A 26,943-nucleotide genomic window follows, 5' to 3' on the forward strand; every position below is an offset into this window, starting at 1 on the left:
CGACTCTGCTCTCCCGGCAGCTGCGCGTCCGCTCCCCATGGCCAACCGATTCACTCCATCCCGCCGCTCCCCCATCCGTCGCCGAGCCACGGCCGTGGGGGTCGGCCTGATCGCGCTGCTCCTGATGGGCCTCGGCGGCTGGCTCGGAGGACTCTGGCAGGAGCAGCAAAGCAGTGCCGGCCACCCCCAGACTCCCCAGCCACCCTTCCCCTACTCCCAACGAGAAGTGACCTTCTCCAGCGGCGGCGTCGAGCTCGCCGGCGCGGTGACGGTACCGCAAGGCGATGGCCCGTTTCCGGGGGTGGTGCTGCTCTCCGGTGCCGGCCCCCAGGATCGGGACGGCACCCTCGCCGGCCACCAGCGCTATCTGGTGCTGGCGGACGCTCTGACCCGCGCCGGCGTCGCCGTGCTGCGCTATGACGACCGCGGCACCGGAGGCTCCGGCGGTGAATTGCTGGAAGCGCGCTTTGAAGACCTCGCCGCCGAGGCCGGCGCGGCGGTAGAGCTACTCCGAGAGCAACCGAAGATCGATCCCGGGCGGGTCGGGCTCCTCGGCGCCAGCCAGGGCAGCCTCGTCGCCGGCCTGGCAGCCCGGGAGGATCCACGGCTGGCCTTCTTGGTCTTGCTCTCGCCCCCCGCCCTGCCGGGCCATGAGGTGTGGGTCGAGCAGCAGCTGCGGGTTGCCCAGGCCGAGGGCGCCGAGGCCTCGGACCTGGAAGTAATGGAGCTCCTCCTGCTCACCGCTTTCGAGCTCCGCACCGCCGACCTCCCCGAAGCCGAGAAGCACCAAAGCCTGGAGCAGGTGGTCGAGAATCTCGAGCAGCTGCAGGCCGGCACCGGGCTCCAGCTGGCCGCCGGAGCGCGCCGGAGGATCTTGGTGCAGGCCCTCCTTTCTCGGCAGATGGAAGACGCCCTCTACTACGATCCGCGGCCGGTTCTGGAGGAGCTCCGGCTGCCGGTACTGGCGCTCTATGGCTCGAAAGATCTCCAGGTCCCGCCGTCGGTCCACGCTCCGGACCTGCGAACGGCCCTCGCCGACAACCCGCGAGCCACCGTCGAGGTGATCCCCGGTCTCAATCACCTGCTCCAACCCTCCACCACCGGCCGCCCGTCGGAGTACGCCCGGCTGGAAGTCACCCTCGCACCGAAGGTTCTCGAGCGGGTCTCCCGATGGATCCTCGACCACTCTCACCCGCAGGATCGGCCATGAGCGATGCCCTGGTCACTCGCGGCCTCTGCCGTTCCTTCGGATCGGTGACGGCGGTGGAGGATCTCTCCCTCACCGTCCCCCGGGGCAGGATCACCGGCTTCCTCGGCCCCAACGGCGCGGGCAAGACCACCACCTTGAAGATGATCCTCGGCCTGCTGCGTCCCGACGCCGGGACGGTGGAGATCCTGGGGCGGGACCCACAGCGGCAGCGCCGAGAGGTCCTGCAGCGGGTGGGAGCGTTGATCGAGACCCCCACTTTCTACCCCCACCTCACCGGCCACGAGAATCTGGAACTGGTGCGGCGGGTGGTGGCCATGCCCCCGGCCCGCACCGGAGAGTGCCTGGCGCTGGTAGGCCTCACCGAAGCCGCCCACCGCCGTGCGGGAGGCTACTCCCTGGGCATGGAGCAGCGGCTGGGGCTGGCCCTGGCGCTGCTGCGCAAGCCCGAGCTGCTGATCCTCGACGAGCCCACCAACGGCCTCGACCCGGCGGGAATGCAGGAGATGCGCAAGCTCCTGGGCCAGCTGGTGGCGGCGGAAGGCGTAACGCTCTTCCTCTCCAGCCATCTGCTAGCGGAGGTGGAAGAGATCGCCTCCCATCTGGTGGTCCTGCGGCGGGGTCGGGCGGCGTACCAGGGCCCGACGGATCAGCTGCGCACCGCCGGTGAAGCCTTTCTTCAGGTTGGCGTGACGCGAGCCGGAGAGGCCCGGCAATGGCTGGAGCGAGAGGGCTGGATCGTGATGTCCGAGACGGCGGCGCAGGAAGCGCAAGAAGAACCCCTGAGAGTGGCGGGCTCGGGCCGGGAGACGGCGGCCCGGCTCAGCGCCGCCCTCGTCGGCGCCGGCTTCTCCCTCCACCACCTGAGCGAGCACCGGCCGCGGCTGGAGGCTCGCTTTCTTGAGCTCACCGAGGGCACCGGCGGCGAAGTTTCAGCTCCCGGCAGCGGAGATCCGGTATGAGGGCATTCTTCCAACTGCTCATCGCCGAAGCCCTCAAGCTACGTCGCACCCCGGCGCTGCTGCTCACCTTGATCTTGCCCTACACGGTGGTCTTGGCCTTCTTCCTCTTCGCCCGCATCGAGGGCCACCGATTCCTCACCGGTGCCGACGCCGACCCTTGGAGCTGGCTGGCGGAGGCCTGCCTGGGGGCCTGGACCTCCCTCTTCCTGCCCCTGGCGGTCTTCCTGCTGGCGGCGCTGGTGGCGTCGGTGGAGCATCGTTCCCGGGGCCTGCGCTTGCTCTTCACTCTGCCGGTGCCGCGCTGGCAAATCGCCGCCGCCAAGCACTTGGTGGTGCTGGCGCTGGTGGGGCTGAGCTTCCTGCTCCTGGCCCTGGGGATTGCGCTGGCGGGGATCGCCCTGCGCTGGGCGTCTCCGGAGCTGGGCTTCGATCAACCCGTACCGTGGGGAGCGCTGCTGCTGACCTGTCTGTGGGGCTGGCTCGCCACCACCTTCTTCTGCACCCTCGCCACCGCCGTCAGCCTCGCCCGGAGCAGCTTCGTGCTGCCAGTGACCGCCGGCTTCCTCGCCACCATCCTCCTGCTCATCTTGCGGGCCACCGACCCGGCCCTGGCCCTCTACCACCCCGCCGCCTACGCCGTCGAAGCCACGGATTCTCTGGTCTCTTTCGGCCGGCCGGCCACCACCCTCGGCCTGCGCTGGGCGCTGGTGGGATTGGGGACGGGCATTCTCTTCGCCCTCGCCGCCGGCTGGGCGTGGGTGCGGGGAGACGTGGATTGAGCTAGCGCCCCGTCGTCACCGCCCCGTCGTCAGCGTCCCGCCGCCTCCGCCAACGCCTCCACCTCTTCCCAGCGCTCGTAGGCGGCTTCGATCTCCCCCTCCAGCTCCGCCAGGCGGGCGTTGGCCTTGGCCAGAGCCTCGGCATGATCGCCCTGGTAGAAGTCGGGGTCGGCAAGGCTGGCGTGGAGATCGGATTGCTTGGCCTCCAGCTCCTCGATGCGGCCCGGTAGGGTCTCCAGATCGTGGCGCTCGCGGTTGCTGAGCTTGCGGCGGCCGCCGGCGTGAGCCTTCTCCCCAGCGGCCTTGGCAGTGGCGGGTTTGGCGGCGCTCTTCTTCGTCCCGCCGGGGTCCTCCGGCGCCGTCGAAGGTCGCTGCACCAACCAATCCTCGTAGCCGCCGGCGTACTCCCCGACCCGGCCGTCGCCCTCCATCACCAGGGTCTGGGTCACCACGTTGTCGAGGAAGGCACGGTCGTGGCTGACCAGCAGCAGGGTGCCCTCGAATTCCACCAGCAGCGCCTCCAGTAGCTCCAGGGTCTCGACGTCCAGATCGTTGGTGGGCTCGTCCATCACCAGCAGGTTGAAGGGACGGGTGAAGAGGCGGGCCAGGAGCAGGCGGTTGCGCTCGCCGCCGGAGAGGGAATTGACCGGGCTGCGGGTCTGGGCCGGCGGGAAGAGGAAGTCCTGGAGGTAGCTGATGACGTGGCGGGTCTTGCCGCCGACGGTGACCTTGTCGTTGCCGTTGGCCACGTTGTCCGCCACCGAGCGCTCCTCGTCCAAGGCTTCGCGGTGCTGGTCGAAATAGGCCAGCTCCAGCCGCGAGCCGTGACGCACCTTGCCTTCCTGGGGCTCCAGCTGTTGGAGCAGCAGCCGCAGAAGGGTCGTCTTGCCGGAACCGTTGGGGCCGAGGATGCCCACCTTGTCGCCGCGCAGGATGGTGGTGGAGAAGTCCTTCACCAGTGGCTTGTCCTCGTAGCCGAAGCTCACCCCCTGGGCCTCGATGACGATCTTGCCGGAGCGCTCGGCGTCGTCGATGCGCAGCCGCGCCTGGCCGGTCACCGCCTGCCGCCGGCGGCGCTCCTCGCGCATCTGCTGGAGGGCCCGCACACGGCCCTCGTTGCGGGTGCGCCGCGCCTTGATGCCCTGCCGGATCCACGCCTCCTCCTCCGCCAGCCGCTTGTCGAAGCGGGCGTTGTGGGCCGCCTCCACCTCCAGGCGGTGGGCTTTGGCTTCGAGATAGCGCTGGTAGTCACCGGGCCAGTCGGTGAGCTCACCGCGGTCGAGCTCGAGGATGCGGGTGGCCAGATTCTTCAGGAAGGTGCGGTCGTGGGTGATGAAGATGAGGGCGCCGGAGAACCCTTGGAGGAGCTCTTCGAGCCAGGCGATGGCGGGCAGATCGAGGTGGTTGGTGGGCTCGTCGAGGAGCAGCAGATCCGGCTCCGCCACCAGCGCCCGCCCCAGCAGCACCCGCCGTTTGAGGCCGCCGGAGAGGGTCTCGAAGCGCGCCTCCGCCGGCAGGGCCAGCCGCGAGATCACCGTCTCCACCCGCTGCTCCAACGCCCAGGCGCCCTCCGCCTCGATGCGCTGCTGGAGCCGCTGCAACTTGGCCAGGTCGGCGTCGCCGCCCAGGTGGTGGCTCAGGTGGTAATACTCCGCCAACAGCTTGCCCAGCTCCGCCAGCCCACCGGCCACCACGTCGAAAACCTCCCCCTCGAGATCCTGGGGCACCTCCTGAGCCAGTCGCGTCACCCGGGTCCCCGGCGAGGTCACCACCTCGCCGGCATCGGGCACCAGGTCGCCGGAGAGCACCTTGAGCAAGGTCGACTTCCCCGACCCGTTGCGCCCCACCAACGCCACCCGCTCCCCGGCCTCGACGTGGAAACCCACGCCGTCCAGCAGCGGCGCCTCGGTGCCGAAGGCGAGGGTCACCTCTTTGACGCCGATCACCGCCACGACGGGCTCCTGGGGGGACGAGCAGGGGACTGGAGAATCTTCGAGCTCAGCATGCCGAATTCATATCAGAGATCCGGCCTGCGGGTGTGCTCTCCCGGGTCACTTCCACCCCCTTTGGCTGCTAGCATCCGGCCATGAGCTCGATCCACGAGGATTCATCGGCAGCCACAGCAGCGCTCCATTCCCAAGCCTTCAGCCCCGAGGAGATCGCCCAGCTGCGCTCCCAGACCCCGGGCTGCGAAGGGCGCATCCACCTCAACAACGCCGGTGCCGGGCTGATGTCGCAGCCCGTGCTGGACACGGTGCGGGAGCATTTGGAGCTCGAGGCCCGGGTGGGAGGCTACGAGGCCGCCGATCTGCGCCGGCGGGAGCTGGACCAGGCCTACGAAGCGGTGGCGCGGCTCTTGGGTACCCGGCGGCGCAATGTCGCCATGGTGGAGAACACCACCGCCGGCTTCGCCCTGGCCCTCTCCGCCTTCGACTTCCAGCCCGGCGACGTGATCCTGCTGAGCCGCGACGACTACACCTCCAACCAGATTCAATTCCTCTCCCTCGGCCAACGCCTCGGCGTGCGCATGGTGCGGATCCCCGACGCCCCCGAAGGCGGTCTCGATCCGGCGGCGGCGGGGCGGCTGATGGAAGAGCACCGGCCGCGGCTGGTCACCGTCAGCCATGTACCCACCCAGAGCGGCCTGGTGCAGCCGGTAGAGGAGCTGGGGCGACGATGCCGAGAGCACGGAGTGCCGCTGCTGGTGGACGCCTGCCAAAGCATCGGCCAGCTGCCGGTGGACGTAGAGGCTCTGGGTTGCGACTTCCTCTGCGCCTCGACGCGCAAATTCCTCCGCGGCCCCCGGGGCATGGGCTTTCTCTACGTCTCCGATCGCGCCCTGGAAGCCGGCCGCGCGCCCCTCTATCCGGACCTCCACGGCGCCCAGTGGACCCGGGAGGACGGCCTACAGCTGGCAAGCGACGCCCGCCGGTTCGAGAATTGGGAGTTTTCCTACGCGTTGATCCTGGGCACCGGCGTCGCCGCCGCTCAAGCGGTGGAGCTGGGCCTGGAGCGCCTCGCCGCCCGCATCGGCGGCCTTGCCGAGGGCCTGCGCCAGCGGCTCCAGGAGCTGGACCTTGAAGGCCAGAGCAACGGCAAAGGACTGCGGGTCCTGGACCGCGGTCCCCGGCTGTGCGGCATCGTCACCGTCGAGCTCCCCGGCCAGAACCCTGGGATCGTCGAAGAACTCCGCCGCCAGGGTCTCAACACCTCCGCCAGCCTCGCCTCCTCCGCCCGCCTGGACTTCCAGGACAAGGGCGTCGAGTGGGCCCTGCGCCTCTCCCCCCACGCCTACAACACCGAGGACGAGCTGGACCGCGCGGTGGAGATCCTCGCCCGGGCCCTCCGGAGCTAGAGCCCCGGCCGGCCGCCGCCGGGGGAGCCCAGGTTGGGCACCGGGGTGGCGGGGTCGCCGAGGAGGGCCACGCCGGCGATGGCGTCGGCGGCGGAGCCGCTGGCGGCGAGGTCTCGCTTGGCGCCGAGGAGGGCCTCGCCGAAGGTGGCGGCGCCGTTCCCCAGCTGAGCAAAGAAGCGGTGCCCGAGAGCCTGGTGAGAGGCGCTGGCCACCAGCGTGGTGGCGCCGATGGTGCCGACGGCGCCGCCGCGGTGATCGAGGAGCAGCGCATCGGAGAGGGTAGCTACCTCCGGCGACACGAAATAGCTATTCCAGCACCCCCACTGCAACACCCAGGAAGGCTTGCCGGCATTGCCCAGGGAGGCGACGTCCGGCAGGTTGAGGAGCGGGTCGAAATCCCACTGGCCGTAGGAGGAGTGGCCCACATAGCTGACCAGGGCGGTGCCCCGGTTGAGGGCGCCGAGCACTCGTCCGCGCACCGCTCCGAAGCCGTGGTGATCCACCGCCGCCGGATCGGCGCTCCAGGCGGCTCCCAGGGAAGTCTCGAACGCCGCGCTCACCGAGGTCAGCTCATCGCCCACATCGGAGCGGCCGGAGGCCAGCAGCACCTCTCGGGAAGCGTTGCGCAGCTCCCAGGCCCACAGCTTGTCCACCATCGCCGCGAGCTCCTCCGGCGTGCGCACCGGCAGCCGCCCCAGGGACAGGTCGGGAACGGTGTCGCCATCCACGTCCGCCAGGCGGTCATCCGCCGGCGCAAAGGAGACCAAGTCCCCCACCGGCACGTAGGGCGTGGGCACGAAGGAGACCGAGCCGAGCCCCAGGTAGTCGTAGGGATCGTAGCTGTCGCCGCCCACCAGCAGGACGTAGCTCAGGCCGCCGAGGGCCCGGGAATCCGCCACCAGCTGGCGAATGGCCTCGGGATCCGCCGCGTGGTCGCTGTAGGCGGCATAGACCGCCTCGGCGGTGACCACGTCGGTGCTCAGGCCCCGTCGGGTCTGGAGCGCCACCAGGTCGTCCAGATCACCGGCGAAGGCCGGGTGGGTGACGATCAGGTAATCGGCGAGGGACGGCTCCGCAGGAGCGGGCAAACCGGCCTCGATGCCCGGGGTCAGGAAGCTCCCCTCCTGGGCTAGCCAGCTCTTGGCGCCGCCCCAGGGAGAGTCCAGCTGCAGGCCGTCAGGGCCCGCCGCCGGCATCCCTTCCAGCCGCTGCCAGCCCTGGCTCGTCGACGCCCACAGCACCGCCGGTACCGACGCCAAACCGGTGACGGCGAAGGGGGAAGAATCGTAGGTACGGCCCTTCCAGCGCCCACCCTCAGCCACCGCGTCGCCGCGGTAGACCGCCTTGAATCCTTCCAGGTGCACCAGATCGAAGTCGTAGCCGGTGTCTCCCGGAACTTGGATCGACAGCTGGTTGTTGGTGTCCCGCGCCCACGGGGTGACGTCGATCTTGAGCCGCTGGGCGGTGAGCCCGTCGAAGCGCACATCCCGCACCTCGGTGCCGTTGAGGACGACTACCACGTGGTGATCCGGAGCGTCCCCCGGGAGCTCCGTGACCCCCCAAAGATCCACCACCAGCTTCACCGCTCCGTCCCCCCGATCCGGCAGATCGAAGGTTCGCTGGGCGGCGGCGGGAGCGCCGTAGGAGAGCAGCCGCTCCTCGAACCACGGATCGCCGTTGGGAGACCCAAAACTGTAGAGCCGGTTGTCGTAGCGCAGCTCTTTGCGCTTGTGGAACCCTGCCGGCGCGGTGCCCGACGCGGCGGGAGAGGAAGCGATGGGCAGAGCCTGAGCGGCATCCACCCGCAGGGTGTAGACGTCCACCGGGCTGTGCAGGGTGAGCTTGGGCTTGCCCAGGAACTCGACGAAGCAGCCGGGGCCGAAGGTCTCCCCACAGCCGACATGGCGCGGCTGAGGCCGGTCGCGATTGAGCACCGCCAGCGCCGACGACGGCTGGCCAGCCAGGTCCACCCCGGCGGCGGCGAGCTGCTCGTAGGTCACCCGGTGCAGGCCCTTCTCCGCCACCAACAGGCGGGCTGCCAAGTCATCGGCGAAGGCTCCGCCACCGAGGGAAGGATGCGGCTTGGGAGCCTCCTCCCCGGCGACGATTTCCAACGGTCCCCGAGCCCCGGTGCGCTCCTTCACCGTCCCCCAATCGATGGCCCGGGCGCTGGGCGCCCCGCCGTAAGCCTGCCCCGGCGCGAAGGGACCGTGGGGCCGGCGGCGGCCCTGGTAGTCCAGATCCACCAGCCGCAGCTCCGCGACAGCGGCCCCCGCCACCGTTGCGGGGACTCGATGGCGATAGTTGCGGGGCACCAGGGAGTCGGCGCCGCGGGCGGGAATCCGCGCCAACACCTTCCACTCCTCGCCGGCGCTGCGGCCCTGGAGCTCGAAGCCCGCGTTGCGGGTCTCGCTGAGGGTGGTGAAGCGAACGTCCAGAGAGCCTCCCAGATCCTGGCTCTCGAAGGAGGCCAGGGTCACCGGCAGAGTGGCGATGCTGGCGCGGTAGTCCTCCACCTCGCCATCGGCCTTGGAGCCGGTGGCCTCGGCGGTGGTGAGGCCGTCGGTGGTGACCCGGAAGCGGGAGTAGAAGTCGCCGCTGTTCGCGCGATCCGCCGCCGGCACCGTCCAGGTCAGGGTGCAGGAGAAGACCCCGCCACCGGTGTTGGTGCAATCGGCGTTGCTGCCCGCCGCCGGCACCACCACGCAGGAACCCTCGTCGCTCTCGAAGGCACCGCCCTGGTCGAAGTCGATCCAGCCGCAGAGATCCGCCGCCGAGCCGCTCCCGTTGGTCACCGTGGTGGTGACGGTGTAGATGCCGTCGACGGTGGAGGTGGCGGGGAAGCTGGCAACGCCGTCCTCCTCCGCTCCGTCGCCGTTGGCGCCGTTGTTGTCGGCCCCGCCAGCCACCGGCTGACCGTCCCCTTCGCCGTCCGGCGCGGTGGTGCCCAAGAAGAGGGAGCGGTCCCCCAGCGCGTGGCGGGCGCCGGTGCCCAGATCGGTACCGTAGGTCGCCGGCGCGTCACCGAAGTCCCAGGCGCAGAGGACGAAATCGCTGATGCCGATGAATTGGTCGCCGGGGTTGTTGGGGAAGTCACCCTGGAAGTACTCCACCGTCAGCTGCGCCACCGGGCCGGCGATGAAGTAGCTGACATTGCTGGTGGTGGCACCGGTGCCGGAGGTGATGTCCGCCTCCCACACATCCCCTACCAGGTCCGGATCGCCGTTACCGTCGAAGTCCTGGGTCTGGTAGGCCAGCCGATTGCCCGAGCTGTCCTCCGCCAGCACCCGCACCAGATCCTCGAAACCGCCGTCGGAGTTGTTGCTGCCGTTGATGAAGTCCACGTCCAGCAGGTCGAAGCTCAGATCCCGCACCGGTGGCGAGAAGGAGAAAACGACGATCATGGCGCTAGATTCGTCGCCGTTGGTATCGGGGGCAATGCCCGTGGCGTCGGCGTCGAAGCCCATGGCGTAGTAGCCCAGGTGGCCGCCCTGGACCGAAGTCCGGGTGACGAAATCGGTGGCGGCGATGGAGGTGTTGTCGAGATCGAACGTGCTCACCTCGGTCAGCGTGATGTCGCCGAAGGTGGTGCTAGAGAAACCGGCCTGGTTGCCGTTGTCTCCCCAATCGTAGGTCTCCGTGGACATACAAACCGCAGCCTGGCTGGCAGATTGCTGCAGGATCAACCGCGCGTTGTTGAAGGTGCCCGTGTCCGCAGCGAAGTCGTCGCAGAGGTAGAGGGTCCAGGTTCCGGCGGAGCCCTCGCCGGAGAAAGCGGAAAGAGCGTTGACCTCGATATCCCGGTGGTAAAAGGGCACACCGGTGTTGTCACCGTCGCCGTCGTCGAGGCTGGTGGACTCCGAGCTGGAGCTCATCAGGATGTCGTAGTTGTCGTCGGGGTCGCTGACGGTGACGTTGATCAGGGTAGCCCGGGTCCCCGCCGGCGACTCCAACACCGCCACCACGTCTTCCCGAAAGATGTGGGAGACGTTGAGGCCGAACCCCACATCGGCGAGGGTGAAGGACTCAGCTACCGAGAAGGTGCGGGTGAGGTTCGGGCCCGCCGGACAATCGTTCGCCGGATCACCGTTGACGCCGCTGGTGAAGGGGATGTTCCCGGAGGTGGAGTTGTCGTAGGTGTAGATCACCGTCTGAGCCTCCAACGAGGCCCCCACTACCGTCATCCCTAGGATCACCGCCGCAAGTATCCAGGCCCGTATCCGCTGTCCGACTTCGCTCGCTCTTTTGGTCATCATGCCCGCATCTCCAAAACAAGATCGATCTCCCCGCTGCCCGGGCGCACCGGTGCGGGGCCGTCAAATCACGACAGCAGAACGACCTATCCTCTAGAAAACACAGAAACAGAAGGGGGGACTGGCTTAGCCAGCACAATGGAAAAATATTGTCAGTAGCGACTCAGGAAGTCAAGTCGCCCAAGGGAAGGAACTTCGGCAGAGACCCGCTCAGCCCGCCGCCGCCTGATACAGCGCCGCCACGGCACCGGCGGGATCTTCGATGACGCAGTAGCGATCGTGGCCCGGTTGGCCTTTGGGGCCGGCGAGAACCTTGCCACCGAGACTCTCGCAGCGCTCGATGCTGGCATCCAGGTCCGCCACCACGATGTAGATCAACCACTGGGCAGGCAGGCCCTGGTTGGCGCCGCGGGCGTGGCAGATTCCCGCCACCGGCGTCGCCGTATCCGGCCGCTGGAGGTTGAAATCATTGTAGTCCCCCATGTCCACGGGAGCGGCCACCCAGCCGGTGACCTGCTGATAAAACTCCTGCAAACCGGCGGCATCGTTGACCGTCAGGTCGATCCAGCCGATGCTTCCCACCGGCGGCTTTACGGGGTGACTCATGGACAGGCTCCTCCCACAGCTTGAAGAATCAGGGTAACAGACCGGCGCTCCGGCGGACTGCACCATTCTCGGCAGAATGATTCCGGCCCTGCTAAGATCGCTCCTTCCGCCCGCCCAGGAACACTCCCCCCATGCAGCCGCCCACCGATCTCCACGACGACGTTCTCCTCTCCGCCCTGACCTCTCTCGCGGTGGGGGGACCGGCGCGCTTTTTCACTCGTTTCCGGACGCCGAAGGAGCTCTCCCAAGCGGTGACTTGGGCGCGGGAGGAAGGCCACGAGGTCTTCCTCCTCGGTGGCGGCAGCAATCTGCTGGTGGCCGACGACGGCTTCGACGGGCTGGTGCTGCAATCCGCCGACGATCGCCTGGAGCTCAGCCCCGACGGCAGGCTGCAGGCCGGAGCGGCGGTGCCCTGGGACCACATCGTGGAGCTGGCGGTGCATCAGGGAATGGCGGGCATCGAGTGCCTGAGCGGCATCCCCGGCAGCGCCGGGGCGGCACCGATCCAGAATATCGGCGCCTACGGTCAGGAGCTCTCGGAAGTGGCGGAGGAAGTCCAGGTTCTGGAGCTGGCCACCGGCGAGAAGCTGCGGCTGCCCGCCCAGGACTGCGGCTTCGGCTACCGCACCAGCGCCTTCAAGACCCGCTGGCGGGGACGGTATGCGGTCACCGGCATCACCCTCCAGCTGCGCCCCGGCGCCCCGGGCACGGTGGGCTATCCGGATCTCCAGCGCAGCTTCCGAAACCACGGCGGCGACCCGACGCCGGTGGCGGTGCGGCAGCAGGTCCTGGAGATCCGCCGCGGCAAATCCATGGTGCTGACCCTCGACGACCCCAACCACCGCAGCGCCGGCTCGTTCTTCGTCAACCCGGTGCTCGGTGTTGCAGAGGTGGCGACGGTGGAGCGGCGGGTGCGGGCGCGCCAGGGCAACCACAGCGCCGAGTCCATGCCCCGCTACCCGATGCCGCCGGGCCCCGACGGCGAGGAGCGAATCAAACTCTCCGCCGCCTGGCTCATCGAATCGGCGGGCTTCCGGCGGGGCCACTCCCTGGGCCCGGCGGGAATCTCGTCCCGCCACGCCCTGGCCCTGATCAACCGCGGCGAGGCTACCGCCGCCGACCTGGTGGCCTTGGCGGCCCGCATCCGCCGGCGGGTCCGGGGCAGCTTCGGAGTGGTCCTGGAGCCGGAACCCACGTTCTTGGGCTTCCAGCGGCCGGTCGAAGAGTTATTGGATTAGCAGCCCGACCGAAGAGATTTCCCAGGATCCGAGCAGGAGGAACCGACATGACCCGCCGAGACAAGGCAGAGAAGATCCAGCGCATCCTCGACGAGCTCTTTCCGGAGGTACCCATCCCGCTGGATCACCAGGACCCCTACACCCTCCTCATCGCGGTCCTGCTCTCCGCCCAGACCACCGACAAGAAGGTCAACCAGGTCACCCCCGCCCTGTTCCGCCGCGCCTCGACTCCCGAGGCCATGGCGAAGCTGCCGGAGGAGGAGATTCACTCCCTGATCCGCGAGATCGGTCTGGCCAAGACCAAGGCCAAGAACATCAAACGGCTGAGCGAGATGCTGGTGGAGCGTGGCGGCGAGGTGCCCCGGACCCTCGAGGAGCTCGAGAAGCTACCGGGGGTCGGTCACAAGACAGCGTCGGTGGTGATGGCCCAGGCCTTCGGCGAGCCGGCGTTCCCGGTGGACACCCACATCCACCGCCTGGCGGCCCGGTGGGGCCTGTCCAACGGCAAGAACGTGGCGAAGACGGAGGAGGATCTGAAGAAAGTCTTTCCCCGGGAGAGCTGGAACAAACTCCACCTACAGATCATCTACTTCGGCCGCGAGTACTGCCCGGCGCGCTTCCACGACCTGGATCAATGCCCCATCTGCTCCTGGGCAGCGACCAAGAAGCGCAAGCGGGAAGAGGCGCGGAGGTAGCCCCCCACGTCGTATCCCGGGGTGAGGGTTTCGGCCGATCGTACAGCCGGTCAAGGCAACCGAATCTTCCGCTCCTCAGGATCCGGGTGGCGGCGGTAGAGGATGGCCATGTGGCCGATGAGGCCCACTGCCTCGGCGCCCAAGCGCTCCTCCATGCGCCCCACCAGCTCTTTCTTCTGATCCTTGAAGTCGAGGAACTTCACCTTCACCAACTCGTGATCGGCGAGGCTCTCGTCCAGCTGGGTCAGGGAGCTCTCGGTGAGGCCGTTGCGGCCGATGTGCACCAGGGGCTTCAAATGATGGGCTTGGCCGCGCAGGAATTTGCGCTGGGCTCCGCTCAGGCGGGGTCCGGATGAGGTCATGGGAAATCCTTTCGCGCCGCCGGCCCGGTGGGGGCGCGGCGGCTTCAGACTGCAAATTCAGGTCGGCGGGCTCAGCGGTAGAAGAGCGGGAAGCGCTGAGGCTCCGCCTCGTGCATCAGCTCGTAGACGGTCTCGAAGACCTGCTCGGCGTTGGGCTTGGAGAAATAGTCTCCATCGGAACCATAGGCCGGGCGATGAGCCGTGGAGGTCAGGGTCCGCGGCTCCGAGTCGAGCCAGGGGAAGGCTCGCTGGCGCTCGAGGATCTGGCGCAGGATGTAAGCACTGGCGCCGCCGGGGACGTCTTCGTCCATCACTACCAGGCGATTGGTCTTGCGCACCGACTCGACGATGCGGCCCTCGAGGTCGAAGGGCAAGAGGGTTTGGACATCCACCACCTCGACCTCGATCCCCAGCTGGGACAGAGTCTCGGCGGCGTCCAGGGCGATGCGGCAGCAGGCGCCGTAGGTCACCAAGGTGACGTCGCCACCCTCCCGCAACACCTCCGGCACTCCCAGGGGCACGGTGAGCTCGCCAATATTCGACGGCATAGGCTCCTTCACCCGATAGCCGTTGAGCACTTCCACTACCAGCGCCGGCTCGTCACTCTGTAGGAGCGTGTTGTAGAAGCCGGCGGCGCGGGTCATGTCCCGGGGCACGCAGACGTGCATGCCGCGCACCAGATGGACGATGCCCCCCATGGGCGAGCCGGAGTGCCAGATGCCCTCCAGCCGATGGCCGCGGGTGCGCACGATGACCGGCGCCTTCTGCCCGCCCTTGGTGCGGTACTGCACCGTCGCCAGATCGTCGGACATGATCTGCAGCGCGTAGAGCAGGTAGTCCAGGTACTGAACCTCGGCGATGGGCCGCAGACCGCGCATGGCCATGCCAATGGCCTGGCCCAGGATGGTGGTCTCGCGGATGCCGGTGTCGGAAACCCGGGCCTTCCCGTACTTCTCCTGCATCCCGGACATTCCCTGATTGACGTCTCCCAGATACCCCACGTCCTCGCCGAAGGCCACCAGGTGGGGATATTTCTCCAGGTTGGCGTCGAAGCAAGCGTTGACCACCTCGAAGCCGTTGACCCGCGGCGCATCGTCGGCGTATTGCGGCGCCACCACCGGCACCGAGAGCACCGACTTCTCGGACGCGCTGTAGAGATGGCTGCTGTAGCGGTCTTCCGCCAGCTCCAGCTGCTGATCCCGCCATTCCACCAACGCCCGGCGGGCCGGAACGTCGTGCTCGCGAGCGGCGATGAGGACCTTGTGCAGCGCCGAAAGAATGTCCCGCCGCAGCGGCGCCTTCTTGGACTCCAGCTTGCGGACGGTGTCTTCCAACCCCAGATCGCCGGGGACCGCCGATGCCAGATCCCGGGCCAGCTGAGCGAAGGCGCTGACGTCCTCCCGGATGGGGTCGATGTAGGCGGCCCAGGCGCGGTCCCGGGCGTCGCCGGCGGCCTGACGGGCCTGCTTCTCCACCTCGTCCAGCTCCGCCTCGTCGGCAATGCCCTGCTCGATCATCCAGCGGCGCATCTGGCGCAGGCAATCCCACTCCTGCTCCCAGGCCAGCCGCTCCTCCGACTTGTAGCGCTCGTGGGCGCCGGAGGTGGAATGGCCCTGGGGCTGGGTCAGCTCGGTGACGTGGATCACCGTCGGCACGTGCTGCTTGCGCACCACCTCCGCCGACATCAGGTAGGCCTCGCACAACGCCGGGTAGTCCCAGCCGCGTACCGCCAGCAAGTCGATGCCGCCGCCCACTTCACCACCTTCTCCACTGCGCTCTCCACCGCGATCTTCACTGCGGCGAAAGCCCGATAGCACGGCGGAGAGGTCCTGCTTGGCGATCTGGTATTTGTTCGGCACGGAAATGCCGTAGTCGTCGTCCCAGATGGACAGCAACATGGGCACCTGCAGCACGCCGGCGGCGTTCACCGTCTCCCAGAACATACCCTCGGCACAGCTGGCGTTGCCGATGGTTCCCCAGGCGATCTCGTCGCCGCCGCGGGAGAAGCCTTCGAAACCGTCCAATCCCAGCTGGCGGTAGAGCTTGGAGGCCTGGGCCAGCCCCAGCAGCCGGGGCATCTGGGAGGCGGTGGGGGAAACGTCGGCGGACGAGTTGTGCTGCTCCGTCAACATCTTCCAGCGGCCTTCATCGTCGAGGCTGCGGGTGCCGAAATGGGAGTTCATGGACCGGCCGCCGGTGGCCGGCTCCGCCTGGACGTCGGCGTGGGCGTAGAGCTGGGCGAAGAATTGCTCCAGGGTCAGCTCTCCCAGAGCCATCATCAGCGTCTGGTCACGGTAGTAGCCGGAGCGGAAGTCTCCCTTGCGAAAGGCCTTGGCCATGGCCACCTGAGCGACCTCCTTGCCGTCGCCGAAGATGCCGAACTTCGCCTTGCCGGAAAACACCTCCCGCCGGCCGATGAGGCTGGCCTCCCGGCTCTCCATGGCCAGGCGATAGTCGCGCAGGATCTCTTCTCTCTTGATCTCCAAGACAAAAACCTTCCTTCGAGGTGGATTGTCGAAACGTGTAGAACAGACCGTGGGCGCGGCGGCTTCAGAGCCGCTCAACGCCGAATTCGAGGACGAAGACGGCAACGCCGGCACGCACCTGATTACGACGATCTTAGCATACGGCAGCTCCGTTTCCGGACGCCGCCGGTCTCTCGAAGGCTCCTCTCGGGGCCAGCGCCGGGAAGCTGAAGTCAGGCTTCCTGACGGCGCGGCCGCAGGCGCCGCCGGGTCAGTTGGCTCTCGGCGGTGAACAGGGCCAGGGCCGTCCAAATGCACAGGAAGGAGCGAATCTGAACCGCGGTGAAGGGCTCGCCGTAAACCAGCACTCCCAGCAGCAGCTGCCCCGTCGGCGCCAGATATTGGAAGAAGCCGAGGGTCTTGAGGGGCAAACGCCGGGCGGCGTTGGAGAACCACAGCAGCGGTAGCGCCGTCATCAATCCGCTGGCCACCAGGAAGACGAAGGTGCGGGGATCGACGGCAAGGAAGGCGGCGTCACCGCGCATCACCAGCCAGCCGAGATAGGACACCGCCGCCGGCAGGAGCAGGGCGGTCTCCAGGTTGGAGCCCAACAGCGCCCCCACCGGCGCCGTCTTGCGCACCAGGCCGTAGAGCCCGAAGCTGAGAGCCAGCCCGAGGGCGACCCAGGGCAGCCCCCCGGCGGCCACCGAGAGCTGAATCACCCCGGCAGCGGCCAGCAGCACCGCCACCCACTGGGCCGGGCGGAGCCGCTCCCCCAGGAAGAGCATTCCCAGGGCGACGTTGAGCAGCGGATTGATGAAATACCCGAGGCTCGCCTCGACGATCTGAGAGCTGAAGACGGCGTAGACGTAGAGACACCAATTGAAGGCGATGAGCGCCGCCGACAGCGCAAAGACCCGCAGCACCCGCGGCTGCCGCGCCTTGAGCACCAGCTCCCCCACCCGATTGCGGTAGCGCAGCAGCAAATAGAAGACCAGCAGCGACCAGATCACCCGGTGCCCGAGGGTCTCCAGCGCCGGCACCGCCGCCACCTGCTTCCAGAACATGGGGCTGAAACCCCAGGCTCCGTAGGCCAGGAGAGCGTAGATCCCACCTTTGAATCGCTCGTCGACGGGCATGGCGGTTCCGCAGGAGCTGCTCGCGGCAGCTATTCCAGGATTGGAGAAGCGGCAAGGGCGCTCCGGACCGTCCGGCCCCCGAGCCGAGACGCCACTATATCTTTCGGCCGTTCTTTTGAGCTGGGAGTTTTCTTCCCGGAACTTCGGTGAGGGGTCGCCGCGGCGGGGAGTTGAGGCCGGGGAGCGAGGCTGGGGACTAGTTGAGACTGAGGAGCGAGGCTGGGAGCTGTGAGGCTGGAGACCGTGATCAGGCGGCCCGTAGCCTCAACCCCTAGGAGCTTGGAGGCTACGGGCCCCACCTAGATCGCAGCGTCTAGACGTAGTAGCGGCAGGAACAGCTCGAACCCGCACAGACGCCAAAATCGTACCCTTGGATCAGGCAGATCTTGTTGCAGTAGGAGGGGTCGCAGGGAGGATCAAACCCCATCCACTCGAGGACATTCGCCTGCCCGAATTCCGAAGCGGCGTTGCAGGCCGTGGCGGCTACCGTCGGAGCCGCCGCCGGTTCCAACACGGAGGCTTCCGGAGCGGGAGCCTCCGGTGCCTGCAATCCCGGGGTGGCGGCAACGGCGGACGGGGTCCAGAGAAGGGCGACTAGCGCCAGGGTGAACAGGCCGAGGGCGATCTTGAGCTTCATTGAAGGCTCCTTTCGGTCCAACAGATCAACGAATGTCCCACGTTGGGGAATAAAACAACGAATGAAAGTATACCGGTCTAAGTTCTTCCTCCAACAAAAGACTTCCCCGCCCCCCACTGGGAGGACGCACAGCAGCCGTTCTATACTGCCAACGACATTTGTAGGAGCTATTCGCAACCCTGTCCCCGCGCCGCCGTAGAGTGGAAGGACGGCCTCGCCGTCCACCCCAACCCGAGGAGGCTTGAATGATGAACTTGCAGCGAGCTTGTCTGCTGGTGCTGGCCCTGATGGCGCTCACCGGCTTCGCGTTCTCCGGCGTCGCGGCGCCGGTCCCGGAAGACGACTTCACCACCGGAGACGAATCGGCCCACGACTGGCCCCAATTTCGTGGTGCCCACCGCGACGGCGTGACCCCCGAGACACCGCGCCAGGGCACCTGGCCCGAGGCCGGTCCTCGAGAGCTGTGGAGCGTGCCGCTGGGCGAGGGCTACTCGGGCATCAGCGTCGCCGGCGATCGACTCTTCACCCTCTTCGCCGACGCCGAGGGCGAGCACCTGGCGGCCTTCGACCGCAAGACCGGGGAGCAACGCTGGAGCACCCGCATCGCCGACCGGCTGGACACCGCCATGGGCAACGGTCCCCGCTCCACCCCCACCGTCGCCGACGGCCGCGTCTTCGCCCTCGGCGCCTCGGGAGACCTGGTGGCAGCAAAAGCCAGCGACGGCAGCATCCTGTGGCGTCACAACCTGCCGGAGGACTTCGGCAGCCGGCCCCCCCAATGGGGCTTCGCCACCGCGCCGCTGGTGGACGACAACCTGCTATTGCTGGAGGTCGGCGGCACCGACGGCGCCTTCGCCGCCCTCGATCCCGCCACCGGCGAGGTGCGCTGGCAGGCCTACGAGCGCGGCGGCGGCTACTCCTCCCCCATCATCATGACCATCGGCGGGGTCAAGCAATACGTCTTCGTGCCCACCGCCGCCGACCAGGTGGTCTCGCTGCTCCCCGACGGTACGGTGCATTGGACCCACTCCTGGCACGCCGGCACCATCGCCATGCCGGTGGCGGTGGGCGAGGACGGGCTCTTCGTCTCCGCCTCCAACGATATCGGTGCCATGGTGGTGAAGATCTCCGAGGGCTCCGACGGTGTCGAGCTCGAGGAGCTGTGGCGCAGCCGCGAGATGAAGAATCATTTTTCCTCGTCGGTCTACTACCAGGGCCATATCTACGGCTTCGACGGCGGCACCTTCAAATGCATCGACGCCCTCACCGGCGAATTCCAATGGGGCAAGCGGGGCCTGGGCAAGGGCTCCCTCATCGTCGCCGGCGACCGCCTCATCGTGCTCGGTGACCGTGGTCAGCTGGTATTGGTGGAGGCCACCGCTGAGGAGTACCGAGAGCTCGCCTCCGCCCGGGTGCTGGGGGGCAAGACCTGGACCTCCCCCGCCTTCGCCGGCGGTCAGCTCTTCCTGCGCAATCAGGAGAAGATGGTGGCCCTGGATCTCAACGCTCCGCCTTCTCCGGCGGCGGAGGCCTCCGCCGAGGGCTCCGAGGAAGCGATTTCCCAGGACTCGACGCCCCAAGAATCCGGAGGTGCCCGATGATCCGCCCGATGTTCCACCGAATGTCCCGACCGATGCAGCTTCGCTGGTCCGTCGGCCCCGCTCTTCGGACGGCGGCACTGCTCTGCGTCCTGCTCCTACCCACCGCCGCCTCAGCTCAGGAGGGCGCAGCCCAGGAAGGGAAGGTACTCGATACCGTCGAAGAAGTCCTCGCCTGTCATTACCAGGCCCACGGCGGGGACGCCTGGAAGCAGCTCCAAAGCCTGCAGCTGGAAGGTAGCTACAGCGCCTTCAGCACCCCCAGCACGTTCAAGCTCTACCGCCAACGCCCGGACCACTACCGATTCGAAACCACCCTCCTCGACGTCTTCACTTCCGAAGGCTTCGACGGTACCGACGTTTGGTTGCTCTTCCCCCTCCTCGGCCCCAGCTGGCCGATCCCGGCGCCGCCGGCGGAGGCGGTGCGCATTCAAGGGCAGCTGGAGTTCGACGGCCCGCTGGTGGACTCCGCCGCCAAGGGCCACACGGTCCAGCTGGCGGAGGTGACGGACTTCGAGGGCACGCCGTCCTACCAGCTGGAGGTGCAGACCGCCCACGGCACCGAGGAAACCTGGTATCTAGCGGTGGAGACCTGCCTGGAGGTGGGCCGCGACTTCCCCACCGCGGACTTCGGTCGCGGCATGCGGGGCCGGGCCTTCTACAGCGATTTCCGCCCGGTGGCAGGGGTCCTCCTGCCCCATCGCATCGAAGAAGAGTACGGCATCCGCTACCGGATCACCGAGATCCAGAAGATCGTCGCCAACCCACAGCTCGATCCGCAGATCTTCGCGTATCGGCCGCTGCCGGAGATGGAGTCCCTGGCCTGGTTGGAAGGAAGCTGGCAGGTGCAGATGGAGAGTCGACCGGCGGAGCGTGCTCCCTGGAGCAGCGCCACCATCCCCACCACCGTCGCTTCCGAATTCCACGGCACTCTGCTGCGCCACCGCATGGACCGCTTCGACGGCACCTTCGAGCACGGCGAGGAACGGACTCTCACCTACGACCGCTTCCGCGAAAGCTACGTCCTCACCGTCTTCGATCAACTCACCAACCACTCCCAACGGCTGGTGGGCAAGCTGGAAGACGGCGTTCTGACCCTCAGCGATCAGGAAACGGATAGTGCGGCGATCTTCGGCGGCTTCCCCACCTACACCCGGCTGGTCTTCCGCGATCTCTCCCCCGAGGGCTTCGTCATCGAGCGGCATCAGTCCTCCGACGAGGGGGAAACCTGGGCGCTGCTGGGGCGAGAGACGTTTACGCGGAGTGGGAAGTAGGAGGAGGAACTAGCCGGCGCTCCCAGGACCCGCGCGTTCAGTCCCGCACTGGCGTCCTGGAAACTCCCGATGGAGCTCGGCGATGTGATATCGTGCCCTCAGCTGATAGAGACAACCTCTCCTTTACGCCCCTGATCCAAGAAGGTGCCAACCTCGCGTGAGGGAGAGGTCTATATCGTCCCGCGCTCCCACCGTCACCAAAGCCGCGCTTGCGGCAACCTAATAGAGAAAGCCCTTCGATCAATCGGGTGAGCCTTGCGGAAGGAGCCGGCGGCGGCTGGCCCCGGGAGGCTCCCCGATTCCATGCAACTCGCAGCGCCTCGGGGCGTTGCGATTCCGGTCGCCTGCGACCGAGGGAGTCTCTATGCCATCACACCGCCTCTTCCTCCCCGCTCCGTCGTCCGCCGGACTCTTCTTCGCAGCGCTTGTCCTCCTGCTGAGCCTCCTCCCGGCGTCTCCCGCCGCAGCCGAAGCCAACTGCTGGTGCAAGGTTCAATGCACCTTCCCCGGAGCCGACACCGTCGAAGGACAGGAGTCCTGGTCCCAACGGCCCGACGGCCGGAACTTCAACTATCCCCACTCCCAGAACGAATGGGACGAATGCAAAGACTATTGCCGCGGTTTCGTCTACGAGCTGCCGCTGGAGGAGATGGCAGAGAATCGCAACAGCTGCGGCACCGTCGAGTGCGCCTCCAATTATTGGCTCGGCGCTCGCCCGGAGCGCCAGGGGGAGACCCGCCGCGTCCAGGTGCCCTGCGGCGACGGAGCCGACGAATCGGACTTTCAATATGCGGTGAAGGTCGTTTGCGGCTCCGCCGGTGACGGCGACCCGCTCCACATGGGCGGCTACAAGACCACCGTAAACGTCCACAATCCAGCCCTCGAGCCCGTCCGCACCCGCCACAAGCTGGCGGTGGCTGGACCCCGGCGGGATGGCTCCATCTCCCCCTTCTTCCAAGGCCAGATCGGCGCCGACGGAGCGCAGTATTACGACTGCCGCTATTTCCACCGCCTGGCCAACACCACGGCGCTGGTGGACGGCTTCTTCGTCCTCGAATCCCAATCCGAGCTCGACGTCACCGCCTACTACACCAGCACCGACGCGACCCAGGTCAACGCCATCCACATCGAACGCTACCCCGGCCGGGCGGTGGCCCCGCGCCCCTTCGACTGCCAGGATCGGGTCGCCATCGACCTCTCGGATCCTCAGAATTGGTCCGGGCCCAACGGCACGGTGGTCCCCGTGACGGCGCTCAACGGCAGCTGGGATGCGAACCGCACCTGGATTTCCTACGCCGCCGATGGCCAGTTGGCCGGTGGAACCTACACATACCAGGTGGATTTCTGCTGTTGCCCGAACGGCAGCTTCTCCGCTCGGGGCACGGTCAGGAGTGATGACGGATCTACGGGGACCGTCACACCGGGGGGAACGGCCCTGTTCAACCTGCCCGCCGGCAATTTCCAGGCCTCCGCCGGCCCCGCCGCCCCCTTCAATGCCACCGGCACCTGCGAAGGCTCCGGAACCGTCACCGTGCAGGTCACCAACGGATTCGCCGGTCCTTCGGGACTCTCCATGGCCGGCACGCTGACGCTGATCAACGGCTACGCCGGAGCCTGCAGGACGCCCTGAAGCCTGGCGGAGAGCCGCCTTTTCAACCCTTGGGGGAGGCCGGCTAGAAGCCGGCGCTCCCAGGGCCCCGCCCTCGAGGCTGGGGCTGGCGTAGAGCAGCAGCGCCCCCACCCTCGATGCTGGAGCGTCTCCCCGGTGCTCCCACCCTCCAGCGTGGGAGCCAGACACGGTTGGGGTATGCACGCCTGGGAGCGCCGGCTTCTAGCCGGCTTCTCCGGCCCATCTCCTGGCCGCTGGCTGTAAACTAGAGAATGGCTTTCCCGACCGCGATCGGTTTCACAGGTCTTTTCTCTCTAGCCCGTCCTCGCAGGAGCTGCCCCATGCGCCATCGCCGAGCCCTTTCCCTCGCCCTCCTGACCCTCTGCTGGTGCCTGCTGCTGCCGGTCACCGCCAATGCGGCCGAGAACTTGGCGGATGAGGCGTTGCCGCACGAGACGTTGGTAAGCATCCCCGACGCGGGGCCGTGGGTGGTGGGGATCTGGCTCGACGACGCCGACGCCGTGGGCGCGTTGGAGCAGCGCCTGGACGTGTGGAGAGCGGCGCCGAAGGGCGACGGGGGGAAGATGCTCGTGCTGACGGCGGTGAGCGGGGAGGAGCTTGCGGACTTGCGGGCGGAGGGCCTGCGAGGAGAGGGCCTGGAGGTCCACATCGACCGGCGGCGGACCCTCGAGCTCCACACCCCGCGGCCCCAAACGGAAGGCGGCGGCATCCCTGGGTACCCGTGCTACCGCACCGTCGAGGAGACCTTCGCCACCGCCCAGGGGCTGGTGGCGAGCCGGCCGGACCTGGCCTCGTGGGTGGACATTGGCGACTCTTGGGACAAGATCCACGGCGCTCCCGGTGCCGGCTACGATCTGCGAGTCCTGGTGCTCACCAACAGCGCCGTGGCAGGGCCCAAGCCCAAACTGCTGGTCCTCGGCGCCATCCATGCTCGGGAGTACACCACCGCCGAGCTCGTCACCCGCTTCGCCGAGATGCTGGTGGCAGGCCACGGTGTCGATCCGGAGATCACCTGGCTCTTGGACCACCACGAGGCGCACCTGGTGTTGCAAGCCAACCCCGACGGCCGCAAGAAGGCGGAGACGGGGCTTTCCTGGCGCAAGAACGTCAACGACAACGCCTGTGCCACCAGCGACTACGGTGTCGACCTGAACCGCAACTTCCTCTTCCAATGGGGTTGCTGCGGCGGCTCCAGCAGCAGCGGCTGCACCCAGACTTACCGTGGCCTCAGCCCCGGCTCGGAGCCCGAGACCCAGGCGATTCAGGCCTATATGCGCTCCATCTTCCCGGACCAGCGCCCCAACGACCTGAGCATCCCGGCGCCGGCGGACGCTACCGGCGTAATGCTCGACCTGCACAGCTTCGGTGGGGACGTGTTGTGGTCCTGGGGCTTCACCGGCACCCAACCACCCAACGGTGACGCCCTCTACACCCTGGGCCGGAAATTCGCCTTCTTCAACGGCTACCGCCCCCAGCACGGCAGCCTAGGCACCGTCGACGGGGCCACCAAGGACTTCGCCTACGGCGATCTCGGGGTGCCGGGGTACACCGTCGAGCTGGGGAGCGATTTCTTCCAGAACTGCAACGTCTTCGACCAGACCATCCTGCCGGACAATTTGCAGAGCCTGCTTTACACCCTCAAGGTGGTGCGCACGCCCTACCTGACTCCTGCCGGCCCGGAGATGCTGGTCGCCACCGGCACCAGCCTCACCGCCGCGCCCGGCGACCTGGTGGATATCACCGCCGACGCCGACGACACCCGCTACAGCAGCGCCAACGGCACCGAACCGGTGCAGAATGTCGCCGCCGCCGAGCTCTACGTCGACACGCCGCCCTGGAGCACCAGCCCCGTCCCCTCGCCGCAGGCCATGACTGCCGACGACGGCGCCTTCGACGAGCCGGCGGAGCTGGTCACCGCCACCCTCGACACCACCGGACTGCCCCTGGGCCGCCACCTGGTGTATCTACGCGGCCAGGACGCCGGCGGCAACTGGGGCGCCGCCAGCGGGCTCTTCCTCTACGTCCTCGACCCGATTACCGCTCCCCGCCTCTCCGGCGTCGTACGGGACGCCCGCAGCGACCTCCCCCTGGCCGCCAAGGTGCGCGCCGGGGACTTCCAGACCGCCACCGATCCGGTCACCGGCGCCTACACCATGTTGCTGCCGGAAGGCACCTACGACGTCGTGGCCAGCGCTCCGGACCACGCCGACATCACCGTCGCCGGGGTGGTGGCGATCAGCTCCCAGACCACCACCGTGAACTTCGACCTACCGGCCTTCGAGGCGGTGCTGGAGGAAGACGGAGAGACCGGCGGCCTGGGATGGAGCACCCAGGCTCCTTGGGCGCTGACCACGGAAGCGGCCCACAGCCCGACCCACTCCTGGACCGACAGCCCCGGTGGCGACTACGGTGACAATGCGGAGGTCAGCCTCACCTCGCCGGTGCTGGACCTCACCGGCTACACCGGCACCAGCCTCTCGTGGTGGCAGATCTACGACCTGGAGAGCGGCTACGACTTCGGCTACGTGGAAGTCTCCACCAACGGCGGCACCAGCTGGACGACGGTGGAAACGGTGAACGGCCTCGACACCACCTGGCACCAGCTCACCGTGCCTCTGCCGCAGCTCGACGACCAGGCCAACGCGCGCATCCGCTTCCGCCTCAGCTCCGACTTCTCCATCAACGAAGACGGCTGGCACGTGGACGACATCCTGCTGCGCTCGGCCCCTGCCGCGCCCGATCTGACGGGCATCTTCACCGACGGCTTCGAGGCCGGCGACTTCGGCGCCTGGTCCAGCCGCGTCCCCTGATTCCCGGAGTTTGCCGGGCAAGCCCGAAGAGGCAGCCGGGGGACCCCAGGCCTTGAAACAACAAATTTTCGTAGTAACATCCTAAGGCGTTTTTTCTTGCTGAGCTGCGGATATCAACCCTGGGATGATCATGCGATTCAATGTTTTTTCTTCGTCGATGCTGAAGGCAGCCTTTTCAGCAACCCTGCTCCGGGCCCTGCTCATAGTCAGCCTGGCCGCCGGTAGTCTGCTCCTCTCTTCCCCCGCCACCGCCTCGGATCTCGCCGCGGTCAGGGAGCGGGGCAAGCTCATCATGCTCTCGGTACCGCACCAGGAGAGCGCTTTCGTGCGCACCAACATCGAGCGCGGACCGATGAAACGTCAGGGCACCGCGGAGGATTTTCACGGCGTCGACGTGGAGATCATGAAGCGCTTCGCTGACTCCCTGGGAGTGGAGCTGGAGGTGCGGCCAGCGGTGGCGGCCAACGGCATCCCGGCCTATCCGGAGCTCTTCGAATGGCTCGGGCGCGGCGATGGAGACATCATCGCCAGCTCCCTGACCATCACCGAGCAGCGCAAGCAACGCGTGGACTTCTCCCGGCCCTACCACGCGGTCTATCCCATCGTCATCGTGCGCACCGACAGCTTCATCGAGGCCCCCGAGGATCTCGACCAGGCCATCGCCGCCAACCTCCCCGGCAGCAGCCAGGAGGAGCATCTACGGCGGCTGGGCTTCACCGACGAGCGCATTCACTTCAAAGAATTCACTCTCGAAGCCTACGATGCCGTCCTCGAGGGCACCGCCGACTTCACCCTGGTGGACTCGGACTCCGCCTACTCCTTCATGAGCGAGAACCGCAATCTCAAGATCGCCTTTCGCCTCCCCGGCGTCGAGGATCCCTATGGCTACGCGGTGCCCAAGAACAGCGACCTGCTGCCGCCCCTCAACACCTTTCTGGAAGAGCTGGAAGAAAGCGGCGAGCTGAGCCGCATCAAGTCCCGTTTCCTGGGAGAGACGCTGCAGCCGGAGAGCTGAGGGCCTCAACCTTTCGGCGAAGACCTCAAAGCCTTGGCCACCGCCCGCTGCAACTCGCGGGCGGAGAAGGGCTTGCCCAACACCGCTCCGCCCAACTCCGCCAGATCCTGCCGGGATCCCGCGTCGGGATCGTCCTGATAGCCGGAGATGAACAGCGCCGGCTGGCGCAGCTTTCGGCGGCGTAGCTCTTCCACGAGCTCTCGACCACCGCCGCCGGGCATCAGAAGATCGGTGATCACCAGCTCGACGGTTCCCCGATGCTGCTCGAGCTGGTCTAGAGCCTCGTCCCGGCTGCCGGCGGTGATCACCCGATGCCCCAGCTGCTCCAGCAGCTCGGCGGTGGCAGCGCGCACCTCGTCCTGATCCTCCACCAGCAGCACATTCGCCCGCTGCGTTGCCGGAAGGCTGTCGACGGGGCCCGGTTCGACTTCGGGCTCCGGTTCGCGGCGGGCGGAGCTCCGCGGGAGATAAATATGGAAGACGGCGCCGCCATCGGCTCCATCGAGCACCTCCACCGCCCCCCCGCTGTTGCGCACGGCGCCGTACACCGTGGTCAGGCCGAGGCCGGTGCTCTCACCGCTCTCTTTGGTGGTGAAGAAGGGATCGAAGATCTGCTCGCGGATCGCCGCCGGCACCCCGGGTCCCGTATCCGCCACCGTCAAGCGAACGAAGTCCCGGCCTTCCGACAGTCCCAAGGCCACGACCCGATGCGACGGCAGGGTGAGGTTCTCCGTGGTCAGCGTCACGGTGCCGCCCTCGGGCATGGCCTCCCGGGCGTTGACCAGCAGATTGAGCACCACCTGCTCGAGCTGGGCCGGATCCGCCTGCACGGTCCACAGCTCGGCCTCCGGCCGCAGCTTCAGCTCCACCCTCTCGCCCAACAGCCTCTTTGTCATGAACAGCATTCCCTCAACCAGG

At 67.6% G+C, this 26,943-nt stretch carries 19 protein-coding genes; 11 read left to right on the top strand and 8 right to left on the bottom strand.

What is annotated here, in order from left to right; translation table 11 throughout:
- Positions 1-94 precede the first annotated feature (94 nt).
- From SX243_09800 to SX243_09810, 3 genes are read left to right on the top strand one after another with little or no spacing between them, the layout of a single operon-like run.
- Positions 95-1,210, top strand: a complete 1,116-nt coding sequence (locus SX243_09800) for an alpha/beta fold hydrolase (GenBank protein MDY7093252.1) — start codon at positions 95-97, stop codon at positions 1,208-1,210.
- Positions 1,207-2,169, top strand: a complete 963-nt coding sequence (locus SX243_09805; GenBank protein MDY7093253.1) for an ABC transporter ATP-binding protein — start codon at positions 1,207-1,209, stop codon at positions 2,167-2,169. The genes SX243_09800 and SX243_09805 overlap by 4 nt, the downstream gene beginning before the upstream one ends.
- Positions 2,166-2,948 (top strand): ABC transporter permease, encoded by a 783-nt coding sequence (locus SX243_09810; protein ID MDY7093254.1) that lies wholly within the window; start codon positions 2,166-2,168, stop codon positions 2,946-2,948. The genes SX243_09805 and SX243_09810 overlap by 4 nt, the downstream gene beginning before the upstream one ends.
- A gap of 29 nt (positions 2,949-2,977) precedes the next feature.
- Here the strand turns inward: SX243_09810 and SX243_09815 are convergent, their stop codons facing one another.
- Positions 2,978-4,900: an ATP-binding cassette domain-containing protein gene (locus tag SX243_09815; protein MDY7093255.1), complete on the bottom strand. Its 1,923-nt coding sequence runs from the start codon at positions 4,898-4,900 to the stop codon at positions 2,978-2,980.
- Between the two features lie 134 nt (positions 4,901-5,034).
- Here SX243_09815 and SX243_09820 point away from each other — a divergent pair, with 134 nt between their 5' ends.
- Positions 5,035-6,303: an aminotransferase class V-fold PLP-dependent enzyme gene (locus SX243_09820; GenBank protein MDY7093256.1), complete on the top strand. Its 1,269-nt coding sequence runs from the start codon at positions 5,035-5,037 to the stop codon at positions 6,301-6,303.
- Here SX243_09820 and SX243_09825 read toward each other — a convergent pair.
- Complete coding sequence (locus SX243_09825) at positions 6,300-10,559, bottom strand: C25 family cysteine peptidase (protein MDY7093257.1); 4,260 nt, start codon at positions 10,557-10,559, stop codon at positions 6,300-6,302. The two genes, SX243_09820 and SX243_09825, sit on opposite strands and share 4 nt — an antisense overlap.
- Before the next feature lie 207 nt (positions 10,560-10,766).
- Entirely contained in the window at positions 10,767-11,162 is a 396-nt protein-coding gene (locus SX243_09830) for a VOC family protein (protein ID MDY7093258.1), read from the bottom strand.
- 131 nt (positions 11,163-11,293) lie between these two features.
- Between SX243_09830 and SX243_09835 the strand changes: the two genes are divergently transcribed.
- Entirely contained in the window at positions 11,294-12,400 is a 1,107-nt protein-coding gene (locus SX243_09835) for a UDP-N-acetylmuramate dehydrogenase (GenBank protein MDY7093259.1), read from the top strand.
- 47 nt (positions 12,401-12,447) lie between these two features.
- Entirely contained in the window at positions 12,448-13,095 is a 648-nt protein-coding gene (gene nth / locus SX243_09840) for an endonuclease III (protein MDY7093260.1), read from the top strand.
- Between the two features lie 50 nt (positions 13,096-13,145).
- On the opposite strand, the gene SX243_09845 is transcribed toward nth, so the two are convergent.
- The 4 genes from SX243_09845 to SX243_09860 form a co-directional block, all read right to left on the bottom strand.
- Positions 13,146-13,457: a YhbY family RNA-binding protein gene (locus SX243_09845; protein MDY7093261.1), complete on the bottom strand. Its 312-nt coding sequence runs from the start codon at positions 13,455-13,457 to the stop codon at positions 13,146-13,148.
- A gap of 71 nt (positions 13,458-13,528) precedes the next feature.
- Positions 13,529-15,943, bottom strand: a complete 2,415-nt coding sequence (locus SX243_09850; protein ID MDY7093262.1) for a thiamine pyrophosphate-dependent enzyme — start codon at positions 15,941-15,943, stop codon at positions 13,529-13,531.
- Between the two features lie 212 nt (positions 15,944-16,155).
- Positions 16,156-17,061, bottom strand: coding sequence for an EamA family transporter RarD (gene rarD, locus SX243_09855; protein ID MDY7093263.1), 906 nt, complete (start codon positions 17,059-17,061; stop codon positions 16,156-16,158).
- Between the two features lie 313 nt (positions 17,062-17,374).
- Entirely contained in the window at positions 17,375-17,698 is a 324-nt protein-coding gene (locus tag SX243_09860) for a hypothetical protein (protein MDY7093264.1), read from the bottom strand.
- Between the two features lie 245 nt (positions 17,699-17,943).
- Between SX243_09860 and SX243_09865 the strand changes: the two genes are divergently transcribed.
- The 5 genes from SX243_09865 to SX243_09885 all read left to right on the top strand — a co-directional run bounded on the left by SX243_09865 (position 17,944) and on the right by SX243_09885 (position 26,025).
- Complete coding sequence (locus SX243_09865; protein MDY7093265.1) at positions 17,944-19,299, top strand: PQQ-binding-like beta-propeller repeat protein; 1,356 nt, start codon at positions 17,944-17,946, stop codon at positions 19,297-19,299.
- A complete protein-coding gene (locus tag SX243_09870) occupies positions 19,296-20,570 on the top strand; it encodes a hypothetical protein (GenBank protein ID MDY7093266.1) in 1,275 nt (424 codons plus the stop codon). Before SX243_09865 ends, SX243_09870 begins: the two co-directional genes overlap by 4 nt.
- 364 nt (positions 20,571-20,934) lie before the next feature.
- Positions 20,935-22,200, top strand: coding sequence for a hypothetical protein (locus SX243_09875; GenBank protein ID MDY7093267.1), 1,266 nt, complete (start codon positions 20,935-20,937; stop codon positions 22,198-22,200).
- 320 nt (positions 22,201-22,520) lie between these two features.
- Entirely contained in the window at positions 22,521-25,010 is a 2,490-nt protein-coding gene (locus tag SX243_09880) for a M14 family zinc carboxypeptidase (protein ID MDY7093268.1), read from the top strand.
- Positions 25,011-25,134: 124 nt separating this feature from the next.
- Positions 25,135-26,025 (top strand): transporter substrate-binding domain-containing protein, encoded by an 891-nt coding sequence (locus tag SX243_09885; protein MDY7093269.1) that lies wholly within the window; start codon positions 25,135-25,137, stop codon positions 26,023-26,025.
- 5 nt (positions 26,026-26,030) lie between these two features.
- Here the strand turns inward: SX243_09885 and SX243_09890 are convergent.
- On the bottom strand, positions 26,031-26,943 hold a 913-nt coding region (locus SX243_09890), incomplete at its 5' end, for an ATP-binding protein (GenBank protein ID MDY7093270.1).

This window comes from Acidobacteriota bacterium (assembly GCA_034211275.1).
Taxonomy (GTDB): Bacteria; Acidobacteriota; Thermoanaerobaculia; order Multivoradales; family JAHZIX01; genus JAGQSE01.